Source organism: Streptomyces sp. NPDC058653 (assembly GCF_042716895.1).
Lineage (GTDB): Bacteria > Actinomycetota > Actinomycetes > Streptomycetales > Streptomycetaceae > Streptomyces.
On the sequence record NZ_JBHXRM010000019.1, the window covers coordinates 118,090 to 137,991 of the forward strand.

18 protein-coding genes and 2 pseudogenes are annotated in these 19,902 nt (G+C 70.2%); 14 read left to right on the forward strand and 6 right to left on the reverse strand.

Annotated elements, in window-relative coordinates; all coding sequences use genetic code 11:
- The first annotated feature begins 13 nt into the window (after positions 1–13).
- Both ACFWU9_RS18470 and ACFWU9_RS18475 read left to right on the forward strand, forming a co-directional pair.
- Positions 14–697 carry an ArsR/SmtB family transcription factor gene (locus ACFWU9_RS18470; protein WP_384319549.1) on the forward strand — a complete coding sequence of 228 codons (684 nt, stop codon included), beginning with the start codon at positions 14–16 and terminating at the stop codon, positions 695–697.
- A complete protein-coding gene (locus tag ACFWU9_RS18475) occupies positions 694–2,082 on the forward strand; it encodes an MFS transporter (RefSeq protein WP_384319551.1) in 1,389 nt (462 codons plus the stop codon). The genes ACFWU9_RS18470 and ACFWU9_RS18475 overlap by 4 nt, the downstream gene beginning before the upstream one ends.
- Before the next feature lie 93 nt (positions 2,083–2,175).
- Here the strand turns inward: ACFWU9_RS18475 and ACFWU9_RS18480 are convergent, their stop codons facing one another.
- Positions 2,176–2,919, reverse strand: coding sequence for an SDR family oxidoreductase (locus ACFWU9_RS18480; protein ID WP_384319553.1), 744 nt, complete (start codon positions 2,917–2,919; stop codon positions 2,176–2,178).
- A gap of 113 nt (positions 2,920–3,032) precedes the next feature.
- Between ACFWU9_RS18480 and ACFWU9_RS18485 the strand changes: the two genes are divergently transcribed.
- Both ACFWU9_RS18485 and ACFWU9_RS18490 read left to right on the forward strand, forming a co-directional pair.
- Positions 3,033–3,515 carry an RrF2 family transcriptional regulator gene (locus ACFWU9_RS18485; RefSeq protein ID WP_384319555.1) on the forward strand — a complete coding sequence of 161 codons (483 nt, stop codon included), beginning with the start codon at positions 3,033–3,035 and terminating at the stop codon, positions 3,513–3,515.
- An 86-nt stretch (positions 3,516–3,601) separates the two neighbouring features.
- On the forward strand, positions 3,602–4,906 hold the full coding sequence (locus ACFWU9_RS18490; RefSeq protein ID WP_384319557.1) for an aromatic acid exporter family protein: 1,305 nt from the start codon (positions 3,602–3,604) through the stop codon (positions 4,904–4,906).
- Between the two features lie 164 nt (positions 4,907–5,070).
- Here the strand turns inward: ACFWU9_RS18490 and ACFWU9_RS18495 are convergent.
- Positions 5,071–5,418 (reverse strand): annotated as a pseudogene (locus ACFWU9_RS18495) (MerR family transcriptional regulator); the annotation flags it as partial.
- An 82-nt stretch (positions 5,419–5,500) separates the two neighbouring features.
- On the opposite strand from ACFWU9_RS18495, the gene ACFWU9_RS18500 reads away from it, so the two are divergent.
- The gene (locus ACFWU9_RS18500) at positions 5,501–6,601 is read left to right on the forward strand and encodes an alkene reductase (RefSeq protein ID WP_384319559.1); all 1,101 of its coding nucleotides are present in this window, start codon (positions 5,501–5,503) and stop codon (positions 6,599–6,601) included.
- A 32-nt stretch (positions 6,602–6,633) separates the two neighbouring features.
- Positions 6,634–6,966, forward strand: coding sequence for a DUF6191 domain-containing protein (locus ACFWU9_RS18505; protein WP_384319561.1), 333 nt, complete (start codon positions 6,634–6,636; stop codon positions 6,964–6,966).
- 33 nt (positions 6,967–6,999) lie between these two features.
- Here the strand turns inward: ACFWU9_RS18505 and ACFWU9_RS18510 are convergent, their stop codons facing one another.
- Both ACFWU9_RS18510 and ACFWU9_RS18515 read right to left on the reverse strand, forming a co-directional pair.
- The gene (locus ACFWU9_RS18510) at positions 7,000–8,253 is read right to left on the reverse strand and encodes a lactonase family protein (protein ID WP_384319563.1); all 1,254 of its coding nucleotides are present in this window, start codon (positions 8,251–8,253) and stop codon (positions 7,000–7,002) included.
- Between the two features lie 101 nt (positions 8,254–8,354).
- Positions 8,355–9,302: a hypothetical protein gene (locus ACFWU9_RS18515; protein ID WP_384319593.1), complete on the reverse strand. Its 948-nt coding sequence runs from the start codon at positions 9,300–9,302 to the stop codon at positions 8,355–8,357.
- A gap of 499 nt (positions 9,303–9,801) precedes the next feature.
- Between ACFWU9_RS18515 and ACFWU9_RS18520 the strand changes: the two genes are divergently transcribed.
- Both ACFWU9_RS18520 and ACFWU9_RS18525 read left to right on the forward strand, forming a co-directional pair.
- Positions 9,802–10,899: an N-acetylmuramoyl-L-alanine amidase gene (locus tag ACFWU9_RS18520; protein ID WP_384319565.1), complete on the forward strand. Its 1,098-nt coding sequence runs from the start codon at positions 9,802–9,804 to the stop codon at positions 10,897–10,899.
- 197 nt (positions 10,900–11,096) lie between these two features.
- Complete coding sequence (locus tag ACFWU9_RS18525; RefSeq protein WP_384319567.1) at positions 11,097–11,324, forward strand: alpha-hydroxy-acid oxidizing protein; 228 nt, start codon at positions 11,097–11,099, stop codon at positions 11,322–11,324.
- 24 nt (positions 11,325–11,348) lie between these two features.
- Here ACFWU9_RS18525 and ACFWU9_RS18530 read toward each other — a convergent pair whose 3' ends face one another.
- A complete protein-coding gene (locus tag ACFWU9_RS18530) occupies positions 11,349–12,014 on the reverse strand; it encodes an NADPH-dependent F420 reductase (RefSeq protein ID WP_384319568.1) in 666 nt (221 codons plus the stop codon).
- Positions 12,015–12,132: 118 nt separating this feature from the next.
- Here ACFWU9_RS18530 and ACFWU9_RS18535 point away from each other — a divergent pair, with 118 nt between their 5' ends.
- From ACFWU9_RS18535 to ACFWU9_RS18550, 4 genes and pseudogenes are all read left to right on the forward strand, one after another.
- Positions 12,133–12,717 carry a TetR/AcrR family transcriptional regulator gene (locus ACFWU9_RS18535; protein ID WP_384319570.1) on the forward strand — a complete coding sequence of 195 codons (585 nt, stop codon included), beginning with the start codon at positions 12,133–12,135 and terminating at the stop codon, positions 12,715–12,717.
- A 186-nt stretch (positions 12,718–12,903) separates the two neighbouring features.
- Positions 12,904–13,383, forward strand: a pseudogene (locus ACFWU9_RS18540) (AraC family transcriptional regulator); the annotation flags it as partial.
- A 238-nt stretch (positions 13,384–13,621) separates the two neighbouring features.
- Positions 13,622–13,870 carry a helix-turn-helix domain-containing protein gene (locus ACFWU9_RS18545; protein ID WP_384319572.1) on the forward strand — a complete coding sequence of 83 codons (249 nt, stop codon included), beginning with the start codon at positions 13,622–13,624 and terminating at the stop codon, positions 13,868–13,870.
- Positions 13,871–14,021: 151 nt separating this feature from the next.
- Positions 14,022–16,007, forward strand: coding sequence for a BTAD domain-containing putative transcriptional regulator (locus ACFWU9_RS18550; protein WP_384319574.1), 1,986 nt, complete (start codon positions 14,022–14,024; stop codon positions 16,005–16,007).
- 96 nt (positions 16,008–16,103) lie between these two features.
- On the opposite strand, the gene ACFWU9_RS18555 is transcribed toward ACFWU9_RS18550, so the two are convergent.
- Complete coding sequence (locus ACFWU9_RS18555) at positions 16,104–16,835, reverse strand: TetR/AcrR family transcriptional regulator (RefSeq protein WP_384319576.1); 732 nt, start codon at positions 16,833–16,835, stop codon at positions 16,104–16,106.
- Between the two features lie 262 nt (positions 16,836–17,097).
- Here ACFWU9_RS18555 and ACFWU9_RS18560 point away from each other — a divergent pair, with 262 nt between their 5' ends.
- Positions 17,098–19,320: an MMPL family transporter gene (locus ACFWU9_RS18560; RefSeq protein WP_384319578.1), complete on the forward strand. Its 2,223-nt coding sequence runs from the start codon at positions 17,098–17,100 to the stop codon at positions 19,318–19,320.
- Between the two features lie 127 nt (positions 19,321–19,447).
- On the forward strand, positions 19,448–19,762 hold the full coding sequence (locus ACFWU9_RS18565; RefSeq protein ID WP_384319579.1) for a putative quinol monooxygenase: 315 nt from the start codon (positions 19,448–19,450) through the stop codon (positions 19,760–19,762).
- Positions 19,763–19,902 lie beyond the last annotated feature (140 nt).

Genomic DNA, 19,902 nt, shown 5'->3' on the forward strand with positions numbered 1-19,902 from the left:
TAGGCTGCTCGGTATGACGGAATCGAACGACGCCCCGCGCGGTCCGAAGCACGAGTCGAACACGGTCATCCTGGACGCCAAGGGACTGCGCGCCCTCGCGCATCCGGTACGGGTCCAACTGGTCGGACTGCTCAGGAAGTTCGGCCCGTCGACCGCGACGCGTCTGGCCGAGCGGCTGGGGGTCAACTCCGGCACGGCCAGTTACCACCTGCGCCAGCTCGGGGACGCGGGGTTCGTCGAGGAGGACACGGAGCGCGGCAACGCGCGGGAGCGCTGGTGGCGCGCGGTCCACCAGTCGACCTGGTTCAGCGAGCCCTCACTCGCCGAACGGGAGCCGGAGGCTGCCCTGGCCTACCTCCAGTCGGTCGCCGCCGCGTACACCCTGCGCACCCAACGGGCCCTCAGCGAGCTCCAGACGATGCCCGACCGCTGGCGCGGCACGTTCGACATCAGCGACTGGCCGCTGCGGCTGACCCCCGAGGAGACGGTGAACCTGCGGCAGGAGCTGTACGCGCTCCTCGCCCGCTACCGTCCGGACACCCCCGAGACGGCGGCCGATGCGCCGGAGGGCGCCGAGCGGGTCTCCCTCATCTCACAGATCCTCCCCGAGCTGGACGCCCCCGACGCGGACGCCCCCGACCCGGACGGCCCCGAAGGCGACCCGGCTCCCCGGCGGCGGGGGATGGAGTCCCGATGATGACGCGCGGGGGAGGCGGGCCGGGGGCGAAGGGCTCCGACGGCGCGGGGGAGCGGCGTACGCTGCTGCCGCTCGTCGGCGTACTCACCGCGATGGCCGTCTCGTTGACCGGTACGCGGGTTTCGGCCATCGCACTGCCCTGGTTCGTCCTCGTCACCACCGGCAGTGCCACGAAGACCGGTGTGGTGGCCTTCTGCGAGATGGCGCCGTACGTGGTGGTGAAGGCGTTCACCGGACCGCTGGTGGACCGGGCAGGACCCCGGACCATCTCCTGGACCACCGACCTGGTCAGCTCCGGCGCTGCCCTCGCCGTACCCGTACTGCACGCTGCCGACCTGCTCTCGTTCCCGCTGCTGCTCGGGCTGGTCGCGCTGATCGGCGCGGCGCGGGGGCCCGGCGATCTGGCGAAGGACGTCATGGTCCCCGAGGCGGCCGACCACGGCCGCGTGCCTCTGGAGCGGGCCACCGGTTTCGCCGGCGTGACCGAACGGCTCGCCTCCACCGTCGGCCCGGCTGCGGGCGGCGCCCTGATCGCCCTGCTCGGTCCGCTGACCGGGCTGACCGTCAACGCGGCCTGTTTCGCGCTCGGTTCGGTGATCATCGGGCTGGTGCTGCCACGTGGCATGGGCCGTCCGGTCGCACCTGTGCCGTCGCCGGAGGACACCGCAGGCACTCCTGCGGAGCCGGGCTACTGGCGGCGGTTCGGTCAGGGCTTCACCTTCCTGCGCAGCGAGCCGCTGCTCCTCGCGATCGTCGTGATGGTGATGGTCACCAACTTCCTGGACGCGGCCTTCAACGCGGTGCTGCTGCCCGTCTGGGCCAAGGAGTCGGGCAACGGGCCGAGCGCCATCGGCCTCTGCGCGGGCGCGGGCGGACTCGCCGCGATCGGCGGCAGCCTGATAGCGGCCGGTGTCGCGCACCGGATGCGACGGCGCGTGGTGTTCTTCGCCGGGTTCCTGCTGGCGGGCGCGCCGCGCTGGCTGATCCTCGCCTCACCCGCACCCCTGTGGGTCGTGGTGACGGTGTTCGCGGTCGGTGGCTTCGGCGCGGGCTTCCTCAACCCCATTCTGGCGGCGGTGAGTTACGAACGGGTGCCACGCCGGCTGCTGGGCCGGGTCAAGGCGCTCAGCGGCGCCCTCTCCTGGTCCGGGATGCCGCTCGGCGGTCTGATCGGAGGAGCCGCGGTGGCCGGGATCGGACTGGCGCCGGTGCTGCTGGTGGGAGGGGCGGCGTACTTCCTCACCACGAATCTCACCGGACTGCGCCCGGAATGGCGGGAGATGGACCGCCTACGCGGCAAGGGCCGCGCACCCGACGACCGGGTCGTACCGCTGCCCCGTCAGACGCCCGAATCGAATCCGGAACCGGCGCACCGGGTCGGGTAAGGGGGCGGGGCGACGACCCCGGCATCGCCCCGTACGGGGACTTGGGCAACGGGCGCCCGGCAGCCCCCGCCCCCCGCCCTCCGCCCGCCCCGCCTACCGCTGTTCCGCCAGCCACTGGTCGAACGTGGTCGGTGCGATGCGGGCCCCCTCGCCCGCCAGCATGACGTTCCCCGCCATCTCCGTGCCGAAGAGGGACGACCAGGTCGGTACGAGCTTCACGCTGTGTCCGCGTGCCTCGTTCGTGCGTCGGGCCATGTCCACCAGGTCCTGCGGGTCCGGTCCCACGACATCCACATAGCGTCCGTGCGGCTCGCCCGTCGCGATCTCGGCGAGGACGTCGGCCACGTCGGCGGGCGCGATGGGCTGCATGAGCAGCGGCGCGACCGTGGCGACACCGTCCTGCTCGGTCCAACTCGCCACCATCGCCGCGAAGTCGTGGAACTGCGCCGCCGGAACGATCGTCCACGGCACCGGCCCCGCCGATACCAGGCGCTCCTGCTCCCGCTTGCCCGCGTAGTGCGCGTTGCCCTCGACGCGATCGACTCCCACGATCGAGAGCAGCACATGGTGCCGGACACCGGCCCGCGCCTCGGCGGCCAGCAGATTGCCGGTGGCGGTGCCGAAGAACGCGACCGTCCCCTCCCGGTCGGCGGGCGGGCCGTTGGTGACGTCCACGACCGCTTCGACGCCCGACAGCGCGGTGTCGAGTCCTTCGCCCGTCGACAGGTCCACACCCACCGAGCGGCTGATCCGTACGACATCGTGGCCGCCGCGTTCGAGTGCGGCGACGGTGAGGGTCCCGATGTTCCCGGTCGCGCCGGCCACTGCGATTCGCATGATGCTCTCTCTTCTCTCTCGAAGCTCTCTCGGGGTCTTCCGGTCCCGACAGTCGGACAGTAGCAGAATAATGGACTAAAGAGGTCCACAATATCTGCGATAAGCTCGGTGTCGTGAAGCTGCCTGTGAGTACCGAGTGGGTTCTGCACTGCGCCACGTCGCTGGCGCAGCTCGATCCGGGGGCCGGCGCGTCGGTCGCGCAGCTCGCGCTCTACTACGACCTGCCGGCGCCCTATCTCGCCAAGCAGCTGAAGACGCTCGTCAAGGCCGGTGTGCTGACCGCGAGCACCGGGCCACGCGGCGGGTTCCGGCTCGCCCGGCCCGCCTCCGAGATCACACTCCTCCAAGTGGTCGAGGCCATCGACGGCACGTCACCGCCGTACGAATGCCGGGAGATCCGGCAGCGGGGTCGGGGCGCGCTGCCCGCCGAGGACTGCCGTCGCACCTGCGTGCTCGCCGAGAAGATGGCGGACGCGCACGAGGCGTGGCGCGCCAGCCTCGCCGGGGTGACCCTGGCCGACATCCTCGACACACTGCCGCCGTCCGCTCCCTCCCGTACCCGTCGGCGCCTGACCGGGACGACCGGGACGCCCTAGCGCCGGCCGGTGGGCGCTCGCACATCGACGCCGTGTGCCGCGTGTCGTACGGACTCCGCACGCCGACTGTGTGCAGGGTGCTGCTCATGAGACTGCGGGCCGCGGACAGCGACGACAAGGGTGGCTCCGTGCACAGGGCGTTGACCGCTCTGTGGGATCTGCGCAAGGACGTGACCGTCACCCAGACACTGCGCTCGACGGTGGCCTCGACGCTCGCCTACCTCGTCGCGATCTGGCTGAGCGACGAACCCGCGCCGCTGACCGCGCCCCTCACGGCGCTGCTCGTCGTCCAGGTGACTCTCTACTCCACGCTCACCACCAGCGTCCGCCGGGTGAACGCGGTGGTCGCCGGCGTGCTGATCGCCGTCGCGTTCAGCATCCTCGTGGGGCTGTCGTGGTGGAGCCTGGCGCTGATCATCCTCGCCTCGCTCCTCGCCGGCAGACTCGTGCGGGTCGACGAGTTCGTGCCCGAGGTCGCGATCAGCGCCATGCTCGTCCTCGGCGTCACCCATGCGGCGGACACCGCCTGGGACCGCATCATCGAGACGCTGATCGGCGCGGTGGTGGGCCTGCTGTTCAACGTACTGTTCGTCCCTCCCGTCTACGTCGGCGCCGCCGGGGACTCCATCGAGGGCCTCGCCCGGCAGATGCGCCGGCTGATGCGCGACGTCGGCGACGAGATGACCACCCACACCCCGGTCGAACTCGCTGCGGCCCGCCTGAGCGAGGCGCGGCGCCTCGACCACGGAATCGCCGACGTGGACGCCGCGCTCCGTCAGGCCGAGGACAGCCTGCGCCTCAACCCGCGTGTCAAGGAGGGGCTGCTGCACCGGGTGGTGCTCCGCACCGGCCTCGACACGCTGGAGATCTGCGCGGTGGTCCTGCGCGTCCTCACCCGCACGATCACCGACCTCGCCAAGGAACGCCGGGACGAGGACCTCTTCGAACCGCAGGTCGGAGCGGCCCTGGAGGAACTCCTCGGGCAGGTCGCCGACGCGCTCGTCAGTTTCGCCGTGCTGGTCACGACCCAGACGAGCCAGGCCGCCGAGGCGGCGGAGGACCGCCTCACGGGCGACCTGGCCGCCGCGTCGGCGACCCGCGAGAGGGCGGCGAATCTGCTGCTGGAAGGAGTGCAGCAGCATCCGCGCCAATGGCAGCTGCACGGCGCGATGCTGTCGGAGATCGACAGACTGCTCGACGAGCTCGACACCGACCACCGCTCCCAGCGCCTGCTGGAGGAGCTGGACAAATCCACCCGGGAGCAGCGCGAACGGCACCCTCAGCTCACCGCGTTCGCCGCGTGGCTGCGAGAGGTGAAGCGGCCCGAGTTGAAACGGCCCGAGCTGCGGCGGCCGAAGCTCCGGCGGCGCCGCGGGCGCGACAAGTCCTAGGAGGGACCGGACGAGCGCGACGAGCCGGAAGAGATCGAGGGATCGGACGGGTGCGACGAGCCGGACGAGCGCGTAGAGCCGGAGGGCCGCGACGAGCCGGAGGCCCGCGACTGACCGGCCGGACCGGCCGGACCGGACGCGCCGGGTGCGTCCGAATAACCGGACGCCGCCACGATCACCTCGTCCAACACCTCCCGCGTACGGACGAGCTCGGCGATCTGCGCGTCGATCCTGGCCCGCTGCCGCGTCAGGTCGGCGACGAGCCACGGCGTCGCCGCTTCCGAAGGACCCCCGTCCTCGTCCCGCATGCACGGCAGCAGCTCGGCGATCTTCCCGCTGCACAGACCCGCGGCGAACAGCTCCTGGATCCGGATCACCCGGTCCACCGCCCGCTCCGGATACGTGCGATGGCCCGACGGCGTACGCGCCGAGACGAGGAGGCCCTGCTCCTCGTAGTAACGCAGAGAGCGTTCACTGACAGCCGTACGTCGCGCCAGTTCGCCGATCTTCACGCTTCCTCCCGAGGTCCGCACCGTCGCCGCGACGGTGGCAGGGATTGAACCTGACACCAGTGTGAGGTCCTACCGTCCCGCCATGACGAAAACGACGCTTCTCGCCCCGTATTCCCTCGGTCCCCTCCGGCTCCCCAACCGTATGGTGATGGCCCCCATGACCCGCCACCGCGCGGCCGTCGACGGCACGCCCCTGCCGGTCGTCGCAGAGCATTACGCGCAGCGCGCCGGCGCCGGACTCATCGTCACCGAGGGGATCTGGCCCAGCAGCCGCGGGCAGAGCGATTGGCGGCTGCCGGGCCTGGAGACGGCGGCGCACATCGAGGGCTGGCGGGCCGTGACGCGGGCGGTGCACGCCGCCGGGGGCCGGATCATCGCCCAGCTGATGCACGGCGGCCGGCACGGACACCCGCTGTCCCGGATCGACGGCGACCTACCGAGCGGCCCCTCCTCCGTGAAGGTGCCGGGCCCCATCCACGTACGAGACGGGGCCAAGGCCGATCCCCTGCCGCCGCGCGAGATGACGCTCGACGACATCCGCCAGGCCGTCGACGACCACGTACAAGCGGCCCGGAACGCGATGGCGGCCGGCTTCGACGGGGTCGAACTGCACGGCGCCAACAGCTACTTGATCCATCAGTTCCTCGCCGACAACACCAATCTGCGGACGGACGGTTACGGCGGTACGACCGAAGGCCGCATCCGCTTCCCCGTCGAACTGGTCACCGCGGTCGCCGACGCGATCGGAGCCGGGCGTACGGCGCTGCGTCTCTCCCCGGGCAATCCGCAGTTCGGCATGGCCGAGGCGGACCCGGCCCCCGTCTACCGCGCGCTGCTCGGCGCGGTCGACCGCCTCGGTCTGCTCTACCTCCACCTCACCGACAACGACACCTATCCGGCGCTCGCCGACCTGCGCCCCCGCTGGCACGGCCCGCTCGTCGCGAACATCGGCGAGAACCACGACCCGACCACCCGCGAAGGCGGCGAGGCGGTGCTCGCCGCGGGGCTCGCCGACCTCGTCTCGTACGGCCGGTCCTTCATCTCCAACCCCGACCTTCCCGAGCGCTTCGCGGCCGGCGCGCCCCTCAACACCATCGACGAGCGCCACCTCTACACCCATGGAGCCGAGGGCTACACCGACTACCCCGCTCTACGGCAGGAACTCTTCCCCACGGGCACCTGACCCGACGGGAAGCGCCCGGGCGATACTGGCGTATGGGATTCGCCGTCTTCATGACTCTGCCGGGACTCGTCATCCTGCTCACCGGTCTGGCCTTCGTCGATCAACTCCTGCTGCGCGCCGGACGGTCCTCGGTGCTTCCCTGGCGGAACTCCGCCCGGCAGGGGCAGGTCTCGACGACCGGCTTCGAACTGCTGCACGCGACGCTTTCCCCGGGCAAACAGAGCGAGTTGAAGGAACGCCGGTCCGCGCTGCTGACGCGCGACGACGAGGAGGACGGCGCTCCGCCGCACCGGACATCGGTGGATCTGGACGGGGGCACGGCGGTCGTACGGATACCGCGGGGCCGGCCGGACCGGACGGAGTGACCGAACCGTCGGCCGGCCTCGCGGACCGGTGTCTCAGAGGGGAAGCACGCAGACGGCGACCGGAGACGCGAACGGGGCCCCGGCCGACGTCAGTTGGCCGCTGTCCTGGTCGACGTGGAAGACCGAGACGGCGTTCGACCGCTGGTTGGCGGCGAACAGCAGCGTCCCGTCGGGGGAGAGGGCGAGCTGCCTCGGGTAGTCGCCGCCGACCGGCACCGTGTCCAGCAGCCGCAGGCCCGCGCCGTCGTCCTCCACCGCGAAGCGCGACAGGCTGTTGTGCCCACGGTTGGCGAGATAGACGAACGCCCCGTCGGGGGTGATCACCGGCTGGGACGGGAAGCTGCTCCCCGCGCCGCCCGCGCCGGTGGACTGCGGTTCACCGGGGGTGAGGGACCCGCTGTCCGGGTCGTAGCCGCAGACGGCGATGGTGTTGTTCAACTCGTTGGCCAGATAGGCGAATCGGCCGGACGGATGGAAGACGAGATGCCGCGGCCCGGCGCCCGCGGGCAGCGTCGCGTACGAGACCCGGGTGAGTGTGCCGGCCGTCTCGTCGAGACGGTAGGTGTAGACGCTGTCGGTGCCGAGGTCGACGGCGAGGACATGGCCGCCGTCCGGGGTGGTGAGGATCTGATGCGCGTGCGGGCCGTTCTGTCCCGGTCCCGGAGCCGGTTCGGAATGGGTGACCAGATCGGTGCGCTCGCCCAGCGCGCCCGATGCCTCGATGGGATGGACGGCGACGTTGCCGGAGCCGTAGTTCGCGCTCAGGAGCCAGCGCCCGCCGGGGTGTACGGACAGATGGCAGGGCGACGAGCCGCCGGTGCCGCGCGTGCCGAGGACCGTGTGGCCGCCGTCCTCCCCGAGCGCGATCGCGGTGACGCCGCCGTCCTGGCGCTCGTTGACCGCGTACAGCGTGGTCCCGTCGGGGTGCACGGCGAGATACGAGGGGTCGCCGACGCCCCGGAGGGTGCCGGTGGAGGTGATCTGCCCCGTACCCGTGTCGTACGAGGCGAGCCCGATGCCGGGACCGCCGCTGGAGGTGTACGTACCGATGAACAGGGGCCCCGTGGCGAGGAGTTGTCGCCCCGGGTCCGTTGCCGGTGCGGCGCTCCGGCTGGCGCGCCGGCGGGGGGACTGGTCGGCGGCGGCCGTGGCGGCGGGCACCGACACCGTCGCGACGGCCGCCGCCAGTATGCCGACGACCTGGCGGCGGCTCGGCCCGCCCGCAAGGTTCGCGGCCGGTGCGGTCTCTCCGGTCGCCGTCGTTGTTCCTGTGCGGTCACTTCTCATGCCGGGCACCTCGTATGACTCGTGGGGGGAGTGCTTGCCGGTGTTGTGGCAGACACCCTGTCGCCATCGCGCCCCCGTCGGCAAGAGCCCCATCCACCACGTCAGTCGCGCAGCGCCAGGGAGTCGCCCATCACGATCACCGGCCGTTTCGCCGGATCCAGCAGCCGCAGCAGGTCGACCATCCGCGTCCTCGATAGCGAGACGCAGCCCTGGGTGGGTCCCTCGTGGTCGACATGGATCCAGACGCCGCCGCCCCTGGCGAGCCCGAGGGGGCGCGTCTTGTCCAGCGGCGTGTTCCCGGGCGACCTGTTGTAGTCGATGGCCACGACGTAGTCGAAGGAGCCTCCCAGCGGCTCGCCCAGGAACCCGGTGCCCGACGACTCGAAGTCACTGCTCTCGTCGTACGGGAGTCTGGACCCGGGGTCGGGGAGCCGGCCGCCCGCGTCCCCGAGCGTGAAGACACCGATCGGTGAACGCAGGTCGTCGGCCTGGTGGTTGTAGGTCCAGCCGCGCAGCGCGTTGTGCGCGGGCCAGCGGTTGGTGACGGGCTCCCATCCCGTGTCCGCGCTCCGCTCGTACAGCACGACGCCCGACTTCGACGAGTCCCTGCCCTCGCCGGTGACCACGAGCGCCTGACGGCTGGCGAGGGGGATCCGGGAGCGGGTGACCGGACCGAGACCGGGGATCTCGCGGACCAGGGCGGCTTCCACCGGTCTTCCCGCGAGCCCGTGGCTCGCCGCCTCGTTCGCCGAGGCGGGCCATCGCGGGGGAGCGGCGGCCGGCCCGGCCCCCTCGGCCGACTTGCTCTCCGTGGCCGGGCTCTCCCCGCTCCCGTCCTCTCCGCTCCCGCCTTCCCCGCTCCTGCCTTCACCGTTCTCCTCGGCACTGTTCTGGGCCGGTCCGGGCCGTGGGGCCCGGATCTCCGCCCGCTGGTCGGCGGTGGGCGCGGGCGCCCGCTCGCCGCATCCGGCCAGGAGCAGACACGTACAGAGCGAGGTGAGTGCCAGGGCGCCTCGGGTGACATGGAGAGCGCGGGGGAGGAGGGGCATGGCGAGCCTTTCGTGGGTGTAGGCAGACGGTCCGACCTTGTCCGCCGCGTTTCTCTGCGCCATGAAACGCGATCATCGTCTGATCCGACCGCCCCGGGATGCGCGATCAGACGTGGACCCGAAGAATTCCCTCGTACTGCCTAACAAGGCGTCAGACACGTACGCCGGAAACGTGTCTTCGGGACTTCCGGCTCGGCCCGCCCGCCGGCTCGGGGACCCCTTCCGTCATTCCGTCATTGGTGCGAGCAAAGGCGACGGAGGGTGATTGGTCACCTCGCGGGCGATTCGTGAACGCGCGTAGTTCCAAGGAGCCGACGAGCCGTCAAATAGGTTGCCCGACGGGGTTGTCGGGGACATGGCGGAATTGCTTCTCTTGACGCGTCGCGGATCGTCGACGCGCGTCAACTCCGCCCCACCGGACCGGCGTACGCCTGTTGCGCGACATGCCTGTTGTCGTTGAACCCGGGAGATTTTTCCCCCACTTCCCAAGGAGATCGACATGGTTGCCAAGCCAGGACCCGGCCGTCGTACCGTGCTGCGAGGGGGGCTGACCGCGACGGCGGTCGGCGCCCTCGGATTCGCCACGAACGCGCCGGCCAACGCCGCCCCGGCGCGCACGGAGGGCCGCCGGGCGGCCGGTTCGGCGCTCGCCGCCCCCGAGCCGCGGATCCACACCACGGCGGAATGGGGCGCGCGGCCCCCGAACCAGCAGATCGTCGTACTCGACCGGGTGCCTACCTACATCGTCGTGCACCACACCGCGGAGCCCGGCAACAGCGAGGACTACTCGCTGGAGCACGCGATGGCGATCTGCCGGTCGATCCAGAACTTCCATATGGACGGCCAGGGTTGGGGTGACTCCGGCCAGCAGTTCACCAACTCGCGCGGGGGTTTCATCCTCGAAGGCCGGCACCAGAGCCTCGATGTCGTACGCGGCGGTACACAGCATGTGCAGGGCGCGAATGTGGGCGGCCGGAACAGCGAAGTCATCGGCATCGAGAACGAGGGCCTCTATACGGAGGTCGACGTACCGGCCGCGCTCTGGAACTCCCTCGTCCAGCTCGTGGCATGGATCGCCACCCAGTACGGGCGGCCGGTCGGCGACATCATGGGGCACCGCGACTTCAACTCCACCGAATGCCCCGGCGACGTGCTCTACGGCAGACTCCAGGAGCTTCGCGACGCGGTCGCCGGCGCGCTGGGCGTCGCGCGGGCGGACCGGCCCGCCGTCTGGCCGCTGCTCAGGCCGGGAGCCGCGGGACCCCAGGTGCGTGCCGCGCAGTACCTGCTGCGTTCGCGCGGCTTCTCGGACGTACCGGTGGACGGGGTGTTCGGAGCGGCCACCAAGCGCGCCGTCGTCAAGCTCGCGGACACGCACAACGTCGAGAAGCACACCTGCGCGGCCATGGTCCGGGGCGGCGCGGACGAGACCGGCTACCTCGGCTCCGACATCTGGCCGCTGATCACCCCGAAGGTAAGGGCGGGCGAGAACGCCGACATCGCGAACGCGGTGACCACGCTGCACCGCGCGGGCGCGGACCGGGCGCACTCGGCCGGCGTACTCACCGCGACGGACTGGAAACGGCTGCTGGCCTGACGTCCCGCCGGTGTGAGGTCATGTCGGCTTGAGGCCGGTGGTCCAGGTGCTCTTCGGCGGCAGGAGCCATCTCCTGCCGCGTCGAGCCGGTCGAGCTGACCGATGGGCCGCCGGCCGCCGACGCCACCGTCGGCGCGCAGGCGCACTCACTGATCGCGCCGGTACGGGCCGCGCTGGGCGACGACTGTCAGCTGCTCATGGACGGCGGCATCCGGTCCGGTGTCGACGTACTGCGAGCGGTCGCCCTGGGCGCTGACGCGGTGCTGCTCGGCCGTCCCGTGCTCCGGGCGCCGGCGGTCTCCGGCGAGGACGGTGTCCGCCGGCTGCTCGACCTTCTCGCCGCGGAGATCCGGGACGCGTTCGGCCTGGCCGGCTGCCACACGATCGATGACGCGCGGAATCTGACGACGAGTGTGCGCCAATGACCCTTTGTCCGGCCCAGGATTTCCCTACGCCGAGAGGAGCTTGGCCAGGTCGTCCGCGGACGCGGGCCGGCCGGGGGCGGCGAACATTCCGGCCGGGTCGAGATAGGCGTGATGGGCGGGCGTGCCCGGCGCGAACCGGCGGCTCTCGGCGAGCGGCCCCGCGTCGTACGCGTCGTAGCCGAGCGAATCGATCAGGGCGGCGACCGCTCTCTTGGCGGTGGCGTCGTCACCTGCGATGGGCAGGGCGCTGCGGTCCGGGGCGCCGCTCGGGCGTCCCAGGGTGGCGAGGTGCTTGAAGAAGATGTTGCTGAACGCCTTGACGACGTGTGAGCCGGTCAGATGCGTCTGAAGGAGGAGGTGGGCCGGGGTGGGGTGGGCATCGATCTCCGGTACGTGACCCTGGCGGGCGGGGTCGTAGTTGAGCGTGTCGATGACGACCTTGCCCTGGAGGGGTTCGGTGGGGACCTGCCGATAGGCCTTGATCGGAATGGTCACCACGACGAGGTCGCCGACGGCCGCAGCCTCGGCCGGGGTCGCCGCGCGGGCGCGCGGGCCGAGCCGCGCGACCAGGTCTCGCAGGGTTTCCGGGCCGCGGCTGTTGCTGAGGACGACGTCGTGGTCGGCGTCGACCGCGAGGCGGGCCAGTGTGCTGCCGATGTTGCCGCTGCCGATGAAGCCGATGGTAGCCATGGTCTCCTGCCGGTTCGGGATAAGCTAAGGCATGCCTGCGCATAATCGAAGGCATGACTTGACTTTAGCGCAGGCACCCCTTCGTTTGGCAAGGTGAGTAGATGAGGAGGAGTGGGTGATGGCCCCCACCGAGTCCGGCAGGCGAGCCGAATCGGGTTTCACCGTGACCCGGCCGGCGCGTGCGGACGCAGGCCGCAACTTCGACGCCCTGCTCGACGCCGCTCGTGAGGTGTTCGCGGCAGAGGGGTCCGGTGCCTCGCTGGAGGGGATCGCCCGGCGGGCAGGGGTCAACATCGCGACCCTCTACCGCAACTTCCCCACGCGTCAGCACTTGTTCGAGGCGGTCTATCTGGACGAGGTCGAAGCCCTCGCCCTGATGGCGGCCGAGTTGAACGGCCCTGATCCGTGGGACGACCTGGAGAGCTGGCTGCGCCAGTTCGTCAGCTACGCGACCACCAAGAAGGCGATCTACGATGCCATCGCGCACCGCGCGGAGATGTTCGTGACCGGCCGCGACATGATCCACGCCGCCGGTCGACCGCTTCTCGAACGAGCCCAGCGCGCCGGCAAGGCCCGGGCTGATGTGAGCTTCGACGACGTGCTCTTCCTCGTCAACGGGGTCAGCGGGGCGAACTTCGTCCAAGAGGCGCAGCGGGATCGGGTGCTCGCCATGGCCCTGGACGGCATCAAGTCGCATAAGTGAGCACGAACGACCAAGGGTCTCCCCATTCGCAGGGGACGCGCGGCGTCTTCTTCCGGGCGCCGGGCAGGTGTTGACGGGCAGGGAGAAACGGAGGCGCCCGCACGGGCTTCGATACCGTGGGGCGATTGACGCTCTGGGCAGAGGGACACGACGGTGGCGGACGTACGGGAGGGGTACCGGGGCGGCATGGACGGTGTCGAGGCGTGTCTGGAGACCCTCGCGACCAGCGGTCTGCCGCCCCTGCTCGGCGGACGGCATCAGGGCGACGAGTTCCACGCCGACATCGTGACCCGCGACCTCGGGCCCCTGCGGCTGGCCGAGTTGGTCACACCGGAGGGCGAGTGCTTCCGGGACGCGCGCTCCGCCCGCCCCGCCGACGAGGAGCTGTGGCGGATCGACCTGGTGACGCGCGGACACGTACGCGCCGACCAGGGCGGCAGCAGCTCGGTGCTCGGACCTGGCGACCTGGTGCTGATCGACCCCGTGCGGCCGGTCCGGTTCGCCGGCACCGTGACCACGAGCGTGATCCTGCTGGTACCCCGGCACCCGCCGCGGCTCGGACCGAACGACGCCGCCCGGCTCGCCGGGGCGCGCATTCCCGGCGACCGGGGCCCCGCGGCGCCGGTGTCCTCGCTCGCGCGGGACATGGCGCGGTCGGTGAGCGGGTTCCGTACCGACGAGGCGGCCAGGTCGGCCGCGGCGGTGATCGAACTGATCGCGGTGGCGCTCTCGGCGCAGTTGGGCGACTCCGGTCCTGCCCCGGACGACGTGCCGCGCACCCGGATCGCCGCTTTCATCGAGGTGAGGCTCGCCCACCGGGACCTGTCCCCGGTGAAGGTCGCCGCCGCGCACCACATGTCCGTACGCCGTCCGCACAGGCTCTTCGAGGACCAGCCCGCTCACGGTGTCGGCCCTCATCCGCCGGCGCCGCCTGGAGCGGGCCCACGCGGACCTGGCCCGCACCGGCGGCACGGTCGCCGGCGTCGCCGCCCGCTGGGGGTCCGCCGATCCCGCCCACTTCAGCCGATTGTTCAAGACCACGTACGGGGACAACGCCGCGGCGCTCAGGTTCAACAACCGTGCACGGACGGGCAATGCGACGGCCACCGGGCCGGGCGAGGCTGGTGATCACAGCGACCGCGTCACGCGGTGAGGAGGAGAGGTTCGCACTGGTCCCGTACCGTATTTTCCGCTTGGATCCATCGACGGAGAACAACCGAAACATGTATCCACGCATGGTTGCGGCTGCTCTTGGCAGCCGGCGCCCCGCCCCGGTCAGAGTGCTCGGAAAGATGGCGGTGAGCATGGGGGGAAAAGCGCGACAGCTGGGATCGCCCAAGCAGCGCGCCTTGTTCGCACTGCTGCTGATCAATGCCGGCAGAGTAGTGCCGGTTCCCAGGATCATCCGTTCCTTATGGGAGTCCTCGCCGCCCAACTCCGCGCAGGCCACACTTCATTCATACGTCTCCCGCCTCCGTAAGGCACTCGCCGGCGAAGGCGATCAGGCGGGTTCTCCGGAACTGCGTCACGAGGCGCCTGGATACGTACTCGACATCGCCCCGACCCAGACGGATGTCGGCAGGTTCCAGGCCGCGGTGGAAAACGGCCGTCTCCTCTTCGCCGAAGGCCAACTGGAGGCGGCCAGTGACGCGATGGCCGAGGCCATGAACCTGTGGACGGGCTCTCCCTACAGCGAACTGGCCTCCTACGAGTTCGCCACGCTGGAGACCACGCGGCTGGAGCAGGTGAGGCTCCAGGCGTCCCAGATTCGGGCGGACGCCTGCCTCGGGCTCGGCGAATACGACGAGGTGACGCGCATCCTGAGCGAAGAGGTCCGCACCAACCCCCTGGAGGAACGGTTGGGATCGCTGCTCATGCGCGCGCAGTACTACGCCGGACGGCCGGCGGAGGCCCTCCTGACCTACGAGAGAATCCGTTCACATCTCGCGGCGGAGTTGGGCGCCGGTACCAGCAAGGAGCTCAAGGAGTTACGCCGGTCCATTCTGCGCCAGGATCTCGGCACCCCGCTCGCCGACTCCTCTCCGAGTCCGTCCCGGCAGCCGTTCGACGCGTTACCCTCCGCCCCAACTGCCCGGATCGCCGCTACCCCCGAAAGCCCCAGCACCGAATCGGCCGAACCACTCCGGCGCTCCACGAGTCTGGTGGGCCGAGAACATGAACTCGCCCGCCTGCGATCGGTAATGGGAAAGGCGAACGACACGCGCGTCATGCTGGTGGTCGGAGAACAAGGTGTCGGGAAGACCCGCCTTCTCCGGGAGTTCGAGCGGGAGCTGACCTCGTCGGGCACAGAGGTGGTCAGGGCGCTCGGCGCCAAAACCTCCGTACTCCCCGACTACACCCCGTGGCTCCCGGCGGTCTGCAAGATCATGAATGAGGACGGGCATTTCGACACACTGCCCGTGATCGTCCGCAGCATCCTCGTGCGCGCACGGCGGGCATTCCTGAGCGGGCAGGGGCTCGTGAACCGCGGTGGGCAACCCTCGGACGTCGAACGTCTCGCTCTCCATACAGCCGCGTGCCAGGCCTTGCTGTCCGTCGGCAAACCACTGGTGGTACTCATGGACGACATTCACCTCATGGACGTCCACAGCCTCCAACTGCTCCAGCTGCTCGCCAGGGAAGTGGACGACGCCCCTCTCTGGGTGATCGCGACGATGCGGGAGGACCGGGTGTCCTCAAGTCCCGACCTCCGGCGCACGGTGGCCGAACTGCTCCAGTCGGACAAGGCCGAGAACCTCCGGCTCTCCGCCTTGTCGGCATCCGAGACCCACACACTCATCCAGCAGATGCGCGGCACACCCGTCTCCTGGGACCTGGCGTCGGCTGTCCACCGTGCGACCGGCGGAAACCTCTCTCTGCTCATCGGGTTGCTGAAGTCGGGGGAGCCCATCGACGCCCTTGAGGACCCGGCCAGGGGCATGCCCTTCGAACTCAAGGTGATAATCCAGAATCGCCTGGCCGAGTACTCACCCGCGGTGATCGCCGTGCTTGAGACCTGCGCCGCCATGGGCCCGGTCATCGACCGCCGTCTGCTCCACTCGGTGCTACGGCTCCAAGGGGCCACCGGTTCGGTAGGAGACGCCCTCCGGACCGCGCTGATCGCAGTGGACCCGTCGGACGACAACGACCTGCGGTTCACCCAGGGGCTTGTACGTGATCTGCTACTGGCGGGCCTGGATGCCCAGTTGAAGGCGGAGCTGCATCTGGTCATCGCCCAGGCGCTGGCCACCGACGCGGCGAACGGGGCCGGACGGGCCCCTGTTCAGTAGGACCCGAGGAAACGGTAGGCACCTTCGTGGAATGGGCGGACACGGGGCAGTGCCGCCGGTGCCACGCGTAGGAGCACGGCGGCACCACCGTCCGTGTCAGGCGGACGGGATGCGTCCGTGAATCCCCTGGAGCATGTGACGCATCGAGGTGCGGAAGAAGTCGTCCTGATGCCCGCTGAGGAACGGGGTGTGGCCGAAGACCTCCAGGACGACGAGGCCGTGCATATGCCCCCAGGCGCTGAGCATGAGAGCGGTCGCCGGGGCCGGGAGATGACCGGGTTCCCCCGCTGAGTGGTCCAGGAGCGCGCGGACGCCGGGGGTGAGGGCGGGGGCGTCAATCGCGGCGAGTTGGGCCGTGGTGAAGCCGGCGAACATCTCTCGTTGGAAGACCGCGCTCATGCGCTTCATGGCCTGTGTGGTCGGTCCGTCCACGGGGGCTTTGTAGTGCCGCAGCGGGGCACCGTAGAGCAGTTGGAAGAGCTCGGGATGGGCGATGGCCCACCGGCGGTATCCCTCCGCGGCCACCACCAGCGTCGGCAGGTCCTCGTCGTCGTGCGGCGCGGTGTCGACGGCTTCTTGTACGGCGCCGGCGAGGTCGTCGTACGCCTTGGTGATCAGGGCGGTGATCAGGGCGTCCCGGTTCGGGAAGTAGTGGTAGAGGGCCTGCACGGTCATCTGCAGGGTGCGCGCCACGGCGCGCAGTGACAGGGCGTGCGGCCCGTGCGCGGTGATGTGGTGCTCCGCGGCTTCGATGATCTCCTGGGTGGCGGCGGCCCTGCGCCGTTCACGCAACGTGGGCACGGGTGCGACAGCCAGCTGAATGGACATGAACCAACCGTACGACGACCGGACCTGGCCTCACAGAGGTAATGCTGCAAGCTGTTCGAAAAATCTAACACTGCCAAATTCTGACTGCGGCCCCTACCGTCGTCGTCAGTGCAAGGCGGTGGTCGAGGGGGCCCTGTCGGCGGCTGCCGTCTCTCTCTTCGATGCTCACCCATGCGCCCACAGAGCCGGTTTTCACATGCTCTGTCCGTTCTTTTGCTGTCGAAGTGTCGGCGCTGTCTGCGCTGTACGAAGGGGTTCTCGCGTGTTTGCTCGCTTTGCCGAACTGGCGATTCGCCGGTCCCGGCTGATCCTTGTCCTGGCTGTGGTGGCTCTGGTGGGCCTGGGAGTGCTCGGGGGTGGGGCGTTCACCAAGCTGAAGGGGGGCGGCTTCGACGACCCGAGCTCGGCGTCGAGCCGGGCCGCGAAGGTCATCGACGAGAAGTTCGGTGGCGAAACGAATCTGATCCTGCTGGTGCGCGCCGCGGAAGGCCGCGTCGACGCCGGGGGCGCCCAGAGCGACGGCCGGGCACTGGTCGCGGATCTGAAGAAGGAACCCCACCTGAAGAACGTCGTCTCCTTCTGGGACACGAACGCCGAATCGCTGCGCTCGAAGGACGGCCGCGAAGCGCTGGTCCTGGCCCATGTCGAGGGTGATGAAACGGAGTTGGAGAAGAACGCCGAGAGCGTCATCGGCGAGTACACCGGCTCCAAGGAGGGCGGCCTGCGGGTGCAGGCCGGGGGAGGGGCCGCGGTCGGCAGTGAACTGGGCGAGCAGGTCGTCGACGACCTCGTCCTGGCCGAGGCGATCGCCGTCCCCCTCACCCTGATTCTGCTGCTGTTCGTCTTCGGCGGTGTGGTCGCGGCCCTGCTGCCCCTGGCCATCGCGCTGCTCGCCATCGCCGGCTCGTTCGCGCAGCTCTCCCTGCTCGGCAGCCTCACCGACGTGTCCAACACCGCCACCAACCTCACCACCGCCCTCGGGCTCGGTCTGGCCATCGACTACGCCCTGCTGATGGTCAGCCGCTTCCGCGAACAGCTCACCGAGGGTGCGAGCGTGGAGGACGCGGTGCGCCGGACCGTCGCCACCGCGGGCCGTACGGTGGCCTTCTCCGCCGCGACCGTCGCGGCAGCGCTGGCCGCCTTGCTGGTGTTCCCGCAGTACTTCCTGCGCTCCTTCGGCTACGCGGGTGTCGGCGTCGTCGTGATCGCGGCGGTGAGCTCCCTGCTCGTCCTGCCGGCCTTGTTCGTCGTGCTCGGCCACCGCGTCAACGCCGGAAGCCTGCCCTGGGCGAAGCGCCGCCCCCGCACAACCGGCCGGGCACCCTTCTGGGGCAGGCTGGCCGCACAGGTCATGCGCCGACCGGCCCTGACCGCGCTGCCCGTCCTCGCGGTGCTCCTGATCGCCGCGGCCCCGCTGCTGAACATCACCTTCGGCACACCCGACGAGCGGGTCCTGCCCACCGAAGCGCAGAGCCGCCAAGTGGCCACCTCTGTGCAGGACAACTTCAACGGCACCGACGACAGCGCCCTGCACATCGTCATCGACCAGAGCGTCGGCCAGGAACCCCTGAGCGCGTACGCGGGGCAGCTGTCCGAACTGAGCGGCGTGCAACGGGTCGAGACCGCAGGCGGGGCCTTCACCGACGGCCAGCCGGCCACCGGCTTCCCGAGCAACCCCGCCCTCGCCGCCGACGACGCCCAGCGCATCAGCGTCGTCAGCGACCTCACGCCGAAGTCCGACGCCGCCCAGGAACTGGTCGCGACAGTGCGCGCCGTCGAGCCACCCGCCAACACCACACCCCTGGTGGGCGGTGTGGACGCCGAACTGGTCGATTCCAAGAAGTCCATCGGCGACATGCTGCCGATCGCCGTGCTGCTCGTGGTCCTCGCCACGTTCGTGCTGCTGTTCCTGTTCACCGGCAGCATCGTCCAGCCCCTGCGCGCCCTGCTGCTGAACCTGGTCAGCCTGGGAGCGACCCTCGGCGTCATGACCTGGATCTTCCAGGACGGCAACCTGTCCGGGCTGCTCGGCTTCACCCCACAGCCGATGGAAATGGCCATGACCGTGCTGATGTTCTGCATCGCCTTCGGCCTGTCCATGGACTACGAGGTCTTCGTCACCAGCCGCATCAAGGAACTCCACGACGCCGGCGAGGACAACCACAACGCCGTCACCCACGGCCTCGGCCACACCGGGCGCATCGTCAGCGCCGCGGCCTGCCTGCTCGCCGTCAGCTTCCTCGCCTTCGGCACCGCCAAACTCAGCTTCATGCAGATGTTCGGCCTCGGCAGCGGCCTGGCCATCCTCATCGACGCCATCGCCGTACGCGGCGTCCTCGTCCCCGCCTCCATGCGCGTACTGGGCCGCATCGCCTGGTACGCCCCCGGCCCGCTGCGCGCCTTCCACCGGCGATACGGCCTCAGCGAATCCGACACCACCGTGCCCGCGGAGCCGGCGCCCCGACCGTACGCGACCCACAGCTGACCGCACACGGCAACGGCGCCCCACAGCCGGCCAACACCACGCCACTACTGAACAAGCGCAGTCGCGCTCCCGCCCCTGGAACGCCGCCTCACGGCCGACAGGGGGACCACATCACCGGAGGATCCACATGCTGCTCAGCCTCATCAAATTCACCGTACGCCCCGAGCAGAGCACCGCTTGGGACGCCCTGCGGAAGGACTTCGGAGAGGCGACCCGAGCCGAGGAGGGGAACATACTGTTCGAGTGGTCCAAGAGCCTGACCGATCCTCATCAGTACGTGCTCATCGAGGGATACGCGAGCCCCGAGGCGGCCCAGGCGCACACGAGTTCCGAACACTTCGGGAAAGCGATGGCCGTGATGCCCGATCTGCTCACGAGCGCTCCTCAGATCATCAGCGATCAGGTCGCACAGGACGGGTGGGCGAAGTTGGACGCCATGTAGCGGGCACCGGCCGCGTCCGAGATTCCCGACGGTACGCGGCCGGTGCCCGCTCGTTCCTCAGATGTGTGCACCTGCCGCCTGTTATAAGTCGCCCCAACGGCCGGCCCGGGCCGGCCGTTGGGGCGCGCGCAGATCAGGGG

What these genes read in the sequence shown, in the direction of transcription:
- ACFWU9_RS18525 (WP_384319567.1), top strand. Translation starts at nt 11,097, where the DNA reads ATGGACGGCGGCATCCGGTCCGGTGTCGACGTACTGCGAGCGGTCGCC.
- ACFWU9_RS18555 (WP_384319576.1), bottom strand. Translation starts at nt 16,835, where the DNA reads ATGTCCATTCAGCTGGCTGTCGCACCCGTGCCCACGTTGCGTGAACGG.
- ACFWU9_RS18480 (WP_384319553.1), bottom strand. Translation starts at nt 2,919, where the DNA reads ATGCGAATCGCAGTGGCCGGCGCGACCGGGAACATCGGGACCCTCACC.
- ACFWU9_RS18520 (WP_384319565.1), top strand. Translation starts at nt 9,802, where the DNA reads ATGGTTGCCAAGCCAGGACCCGGCCGTCGTACCGTGCTGCGAGGGGGG.
- ACFWU9_RS18510 (WP_384319563.1), bottom strand. Translation starts at nt 8,253, where the DNA reads ATGAGAAGTGACCGCACAGGAACAACGACGGCGACCGGAGAGACCGCA.
- ACFWU9_RS18475 (WP_384319551.1), top strand. Translation starts at nt 694, where the DNA reads ATGATGACGCGCGGGGGAGGCGGGCCGGGGGCGAAGGGCTCCGACGGC.
- ACFWU9_RS18515 (WP_384319593.1), bottom strand. Translation starts at nt 9,302, where the DNA reads ATGCCCCTCCTCCCCCGCGCTCTCCATGTCACCCGAGGCGCCCTGGCA.
- ACFWU9_RS18490 (WP_384319557.1), top strand. Translation starts at nt 3,602, where the DNA reads ATGAGACTGCGGGCCGCGGACAGCGACGACAAGGGTGGCTCCGTGCAC.
- ACFWU9_RS18470 (WP_384319549.1), top strand. Translation starts at nt 14, where the DNA reads ATGACGGAATCGAACGACGCCCCGCGCGGTCCGAAGCACGAGTCGAAC.
- ACFWU9_RS18565 (WP_384319579.1), top strand. Translation starts at nt 19,448, where the DNA reads ATGCTGCTCAGCCTCATCAAATTCACCGTACGCCCCGAGCAGAGCACC.
- ACFWU9_RS18550 (WP_384319574.1), top strand. Translation starts at nt 14,022, where the DNA reads ATGGGGGGAAAAGCGCGACAGCTGGGATCGCCCAAGCAGCGCGCCTTG.
- ACFWU9_RS18530 (WP_384319568.1), bottom strand. Translation starts at nt 12,014, where the DNA reads ATGGCTACCATCGGCTTCATCGGCAGCGGCAACATCGGCAGCACACTG.
- ACFWU9_RS18500 (WP_384319559.1), top strand. Translation starts at nt 5,501, where the DNA reads ATGACGAAAACGACGCTTCTCGCCCCGTATTCCCTCGGTCCCCTCCGG.
- ACFWU9_RS18505 (WP_384319561.1), top strand. Translation starts at nt 6,634, where the DNA reads ATGGGATTCGCCGTCTTCATGACTCTGCCGGGACTCGTCATCCTGCTC.
- ACFWU9_RS18535 (WP_384319570.1), top strand. Translation starts at nt 12,133, where the DNA reads ATGGCCCCCACCGAGTCCGGCAGGCGAGCCGAATCGGGTTTCACCGTG.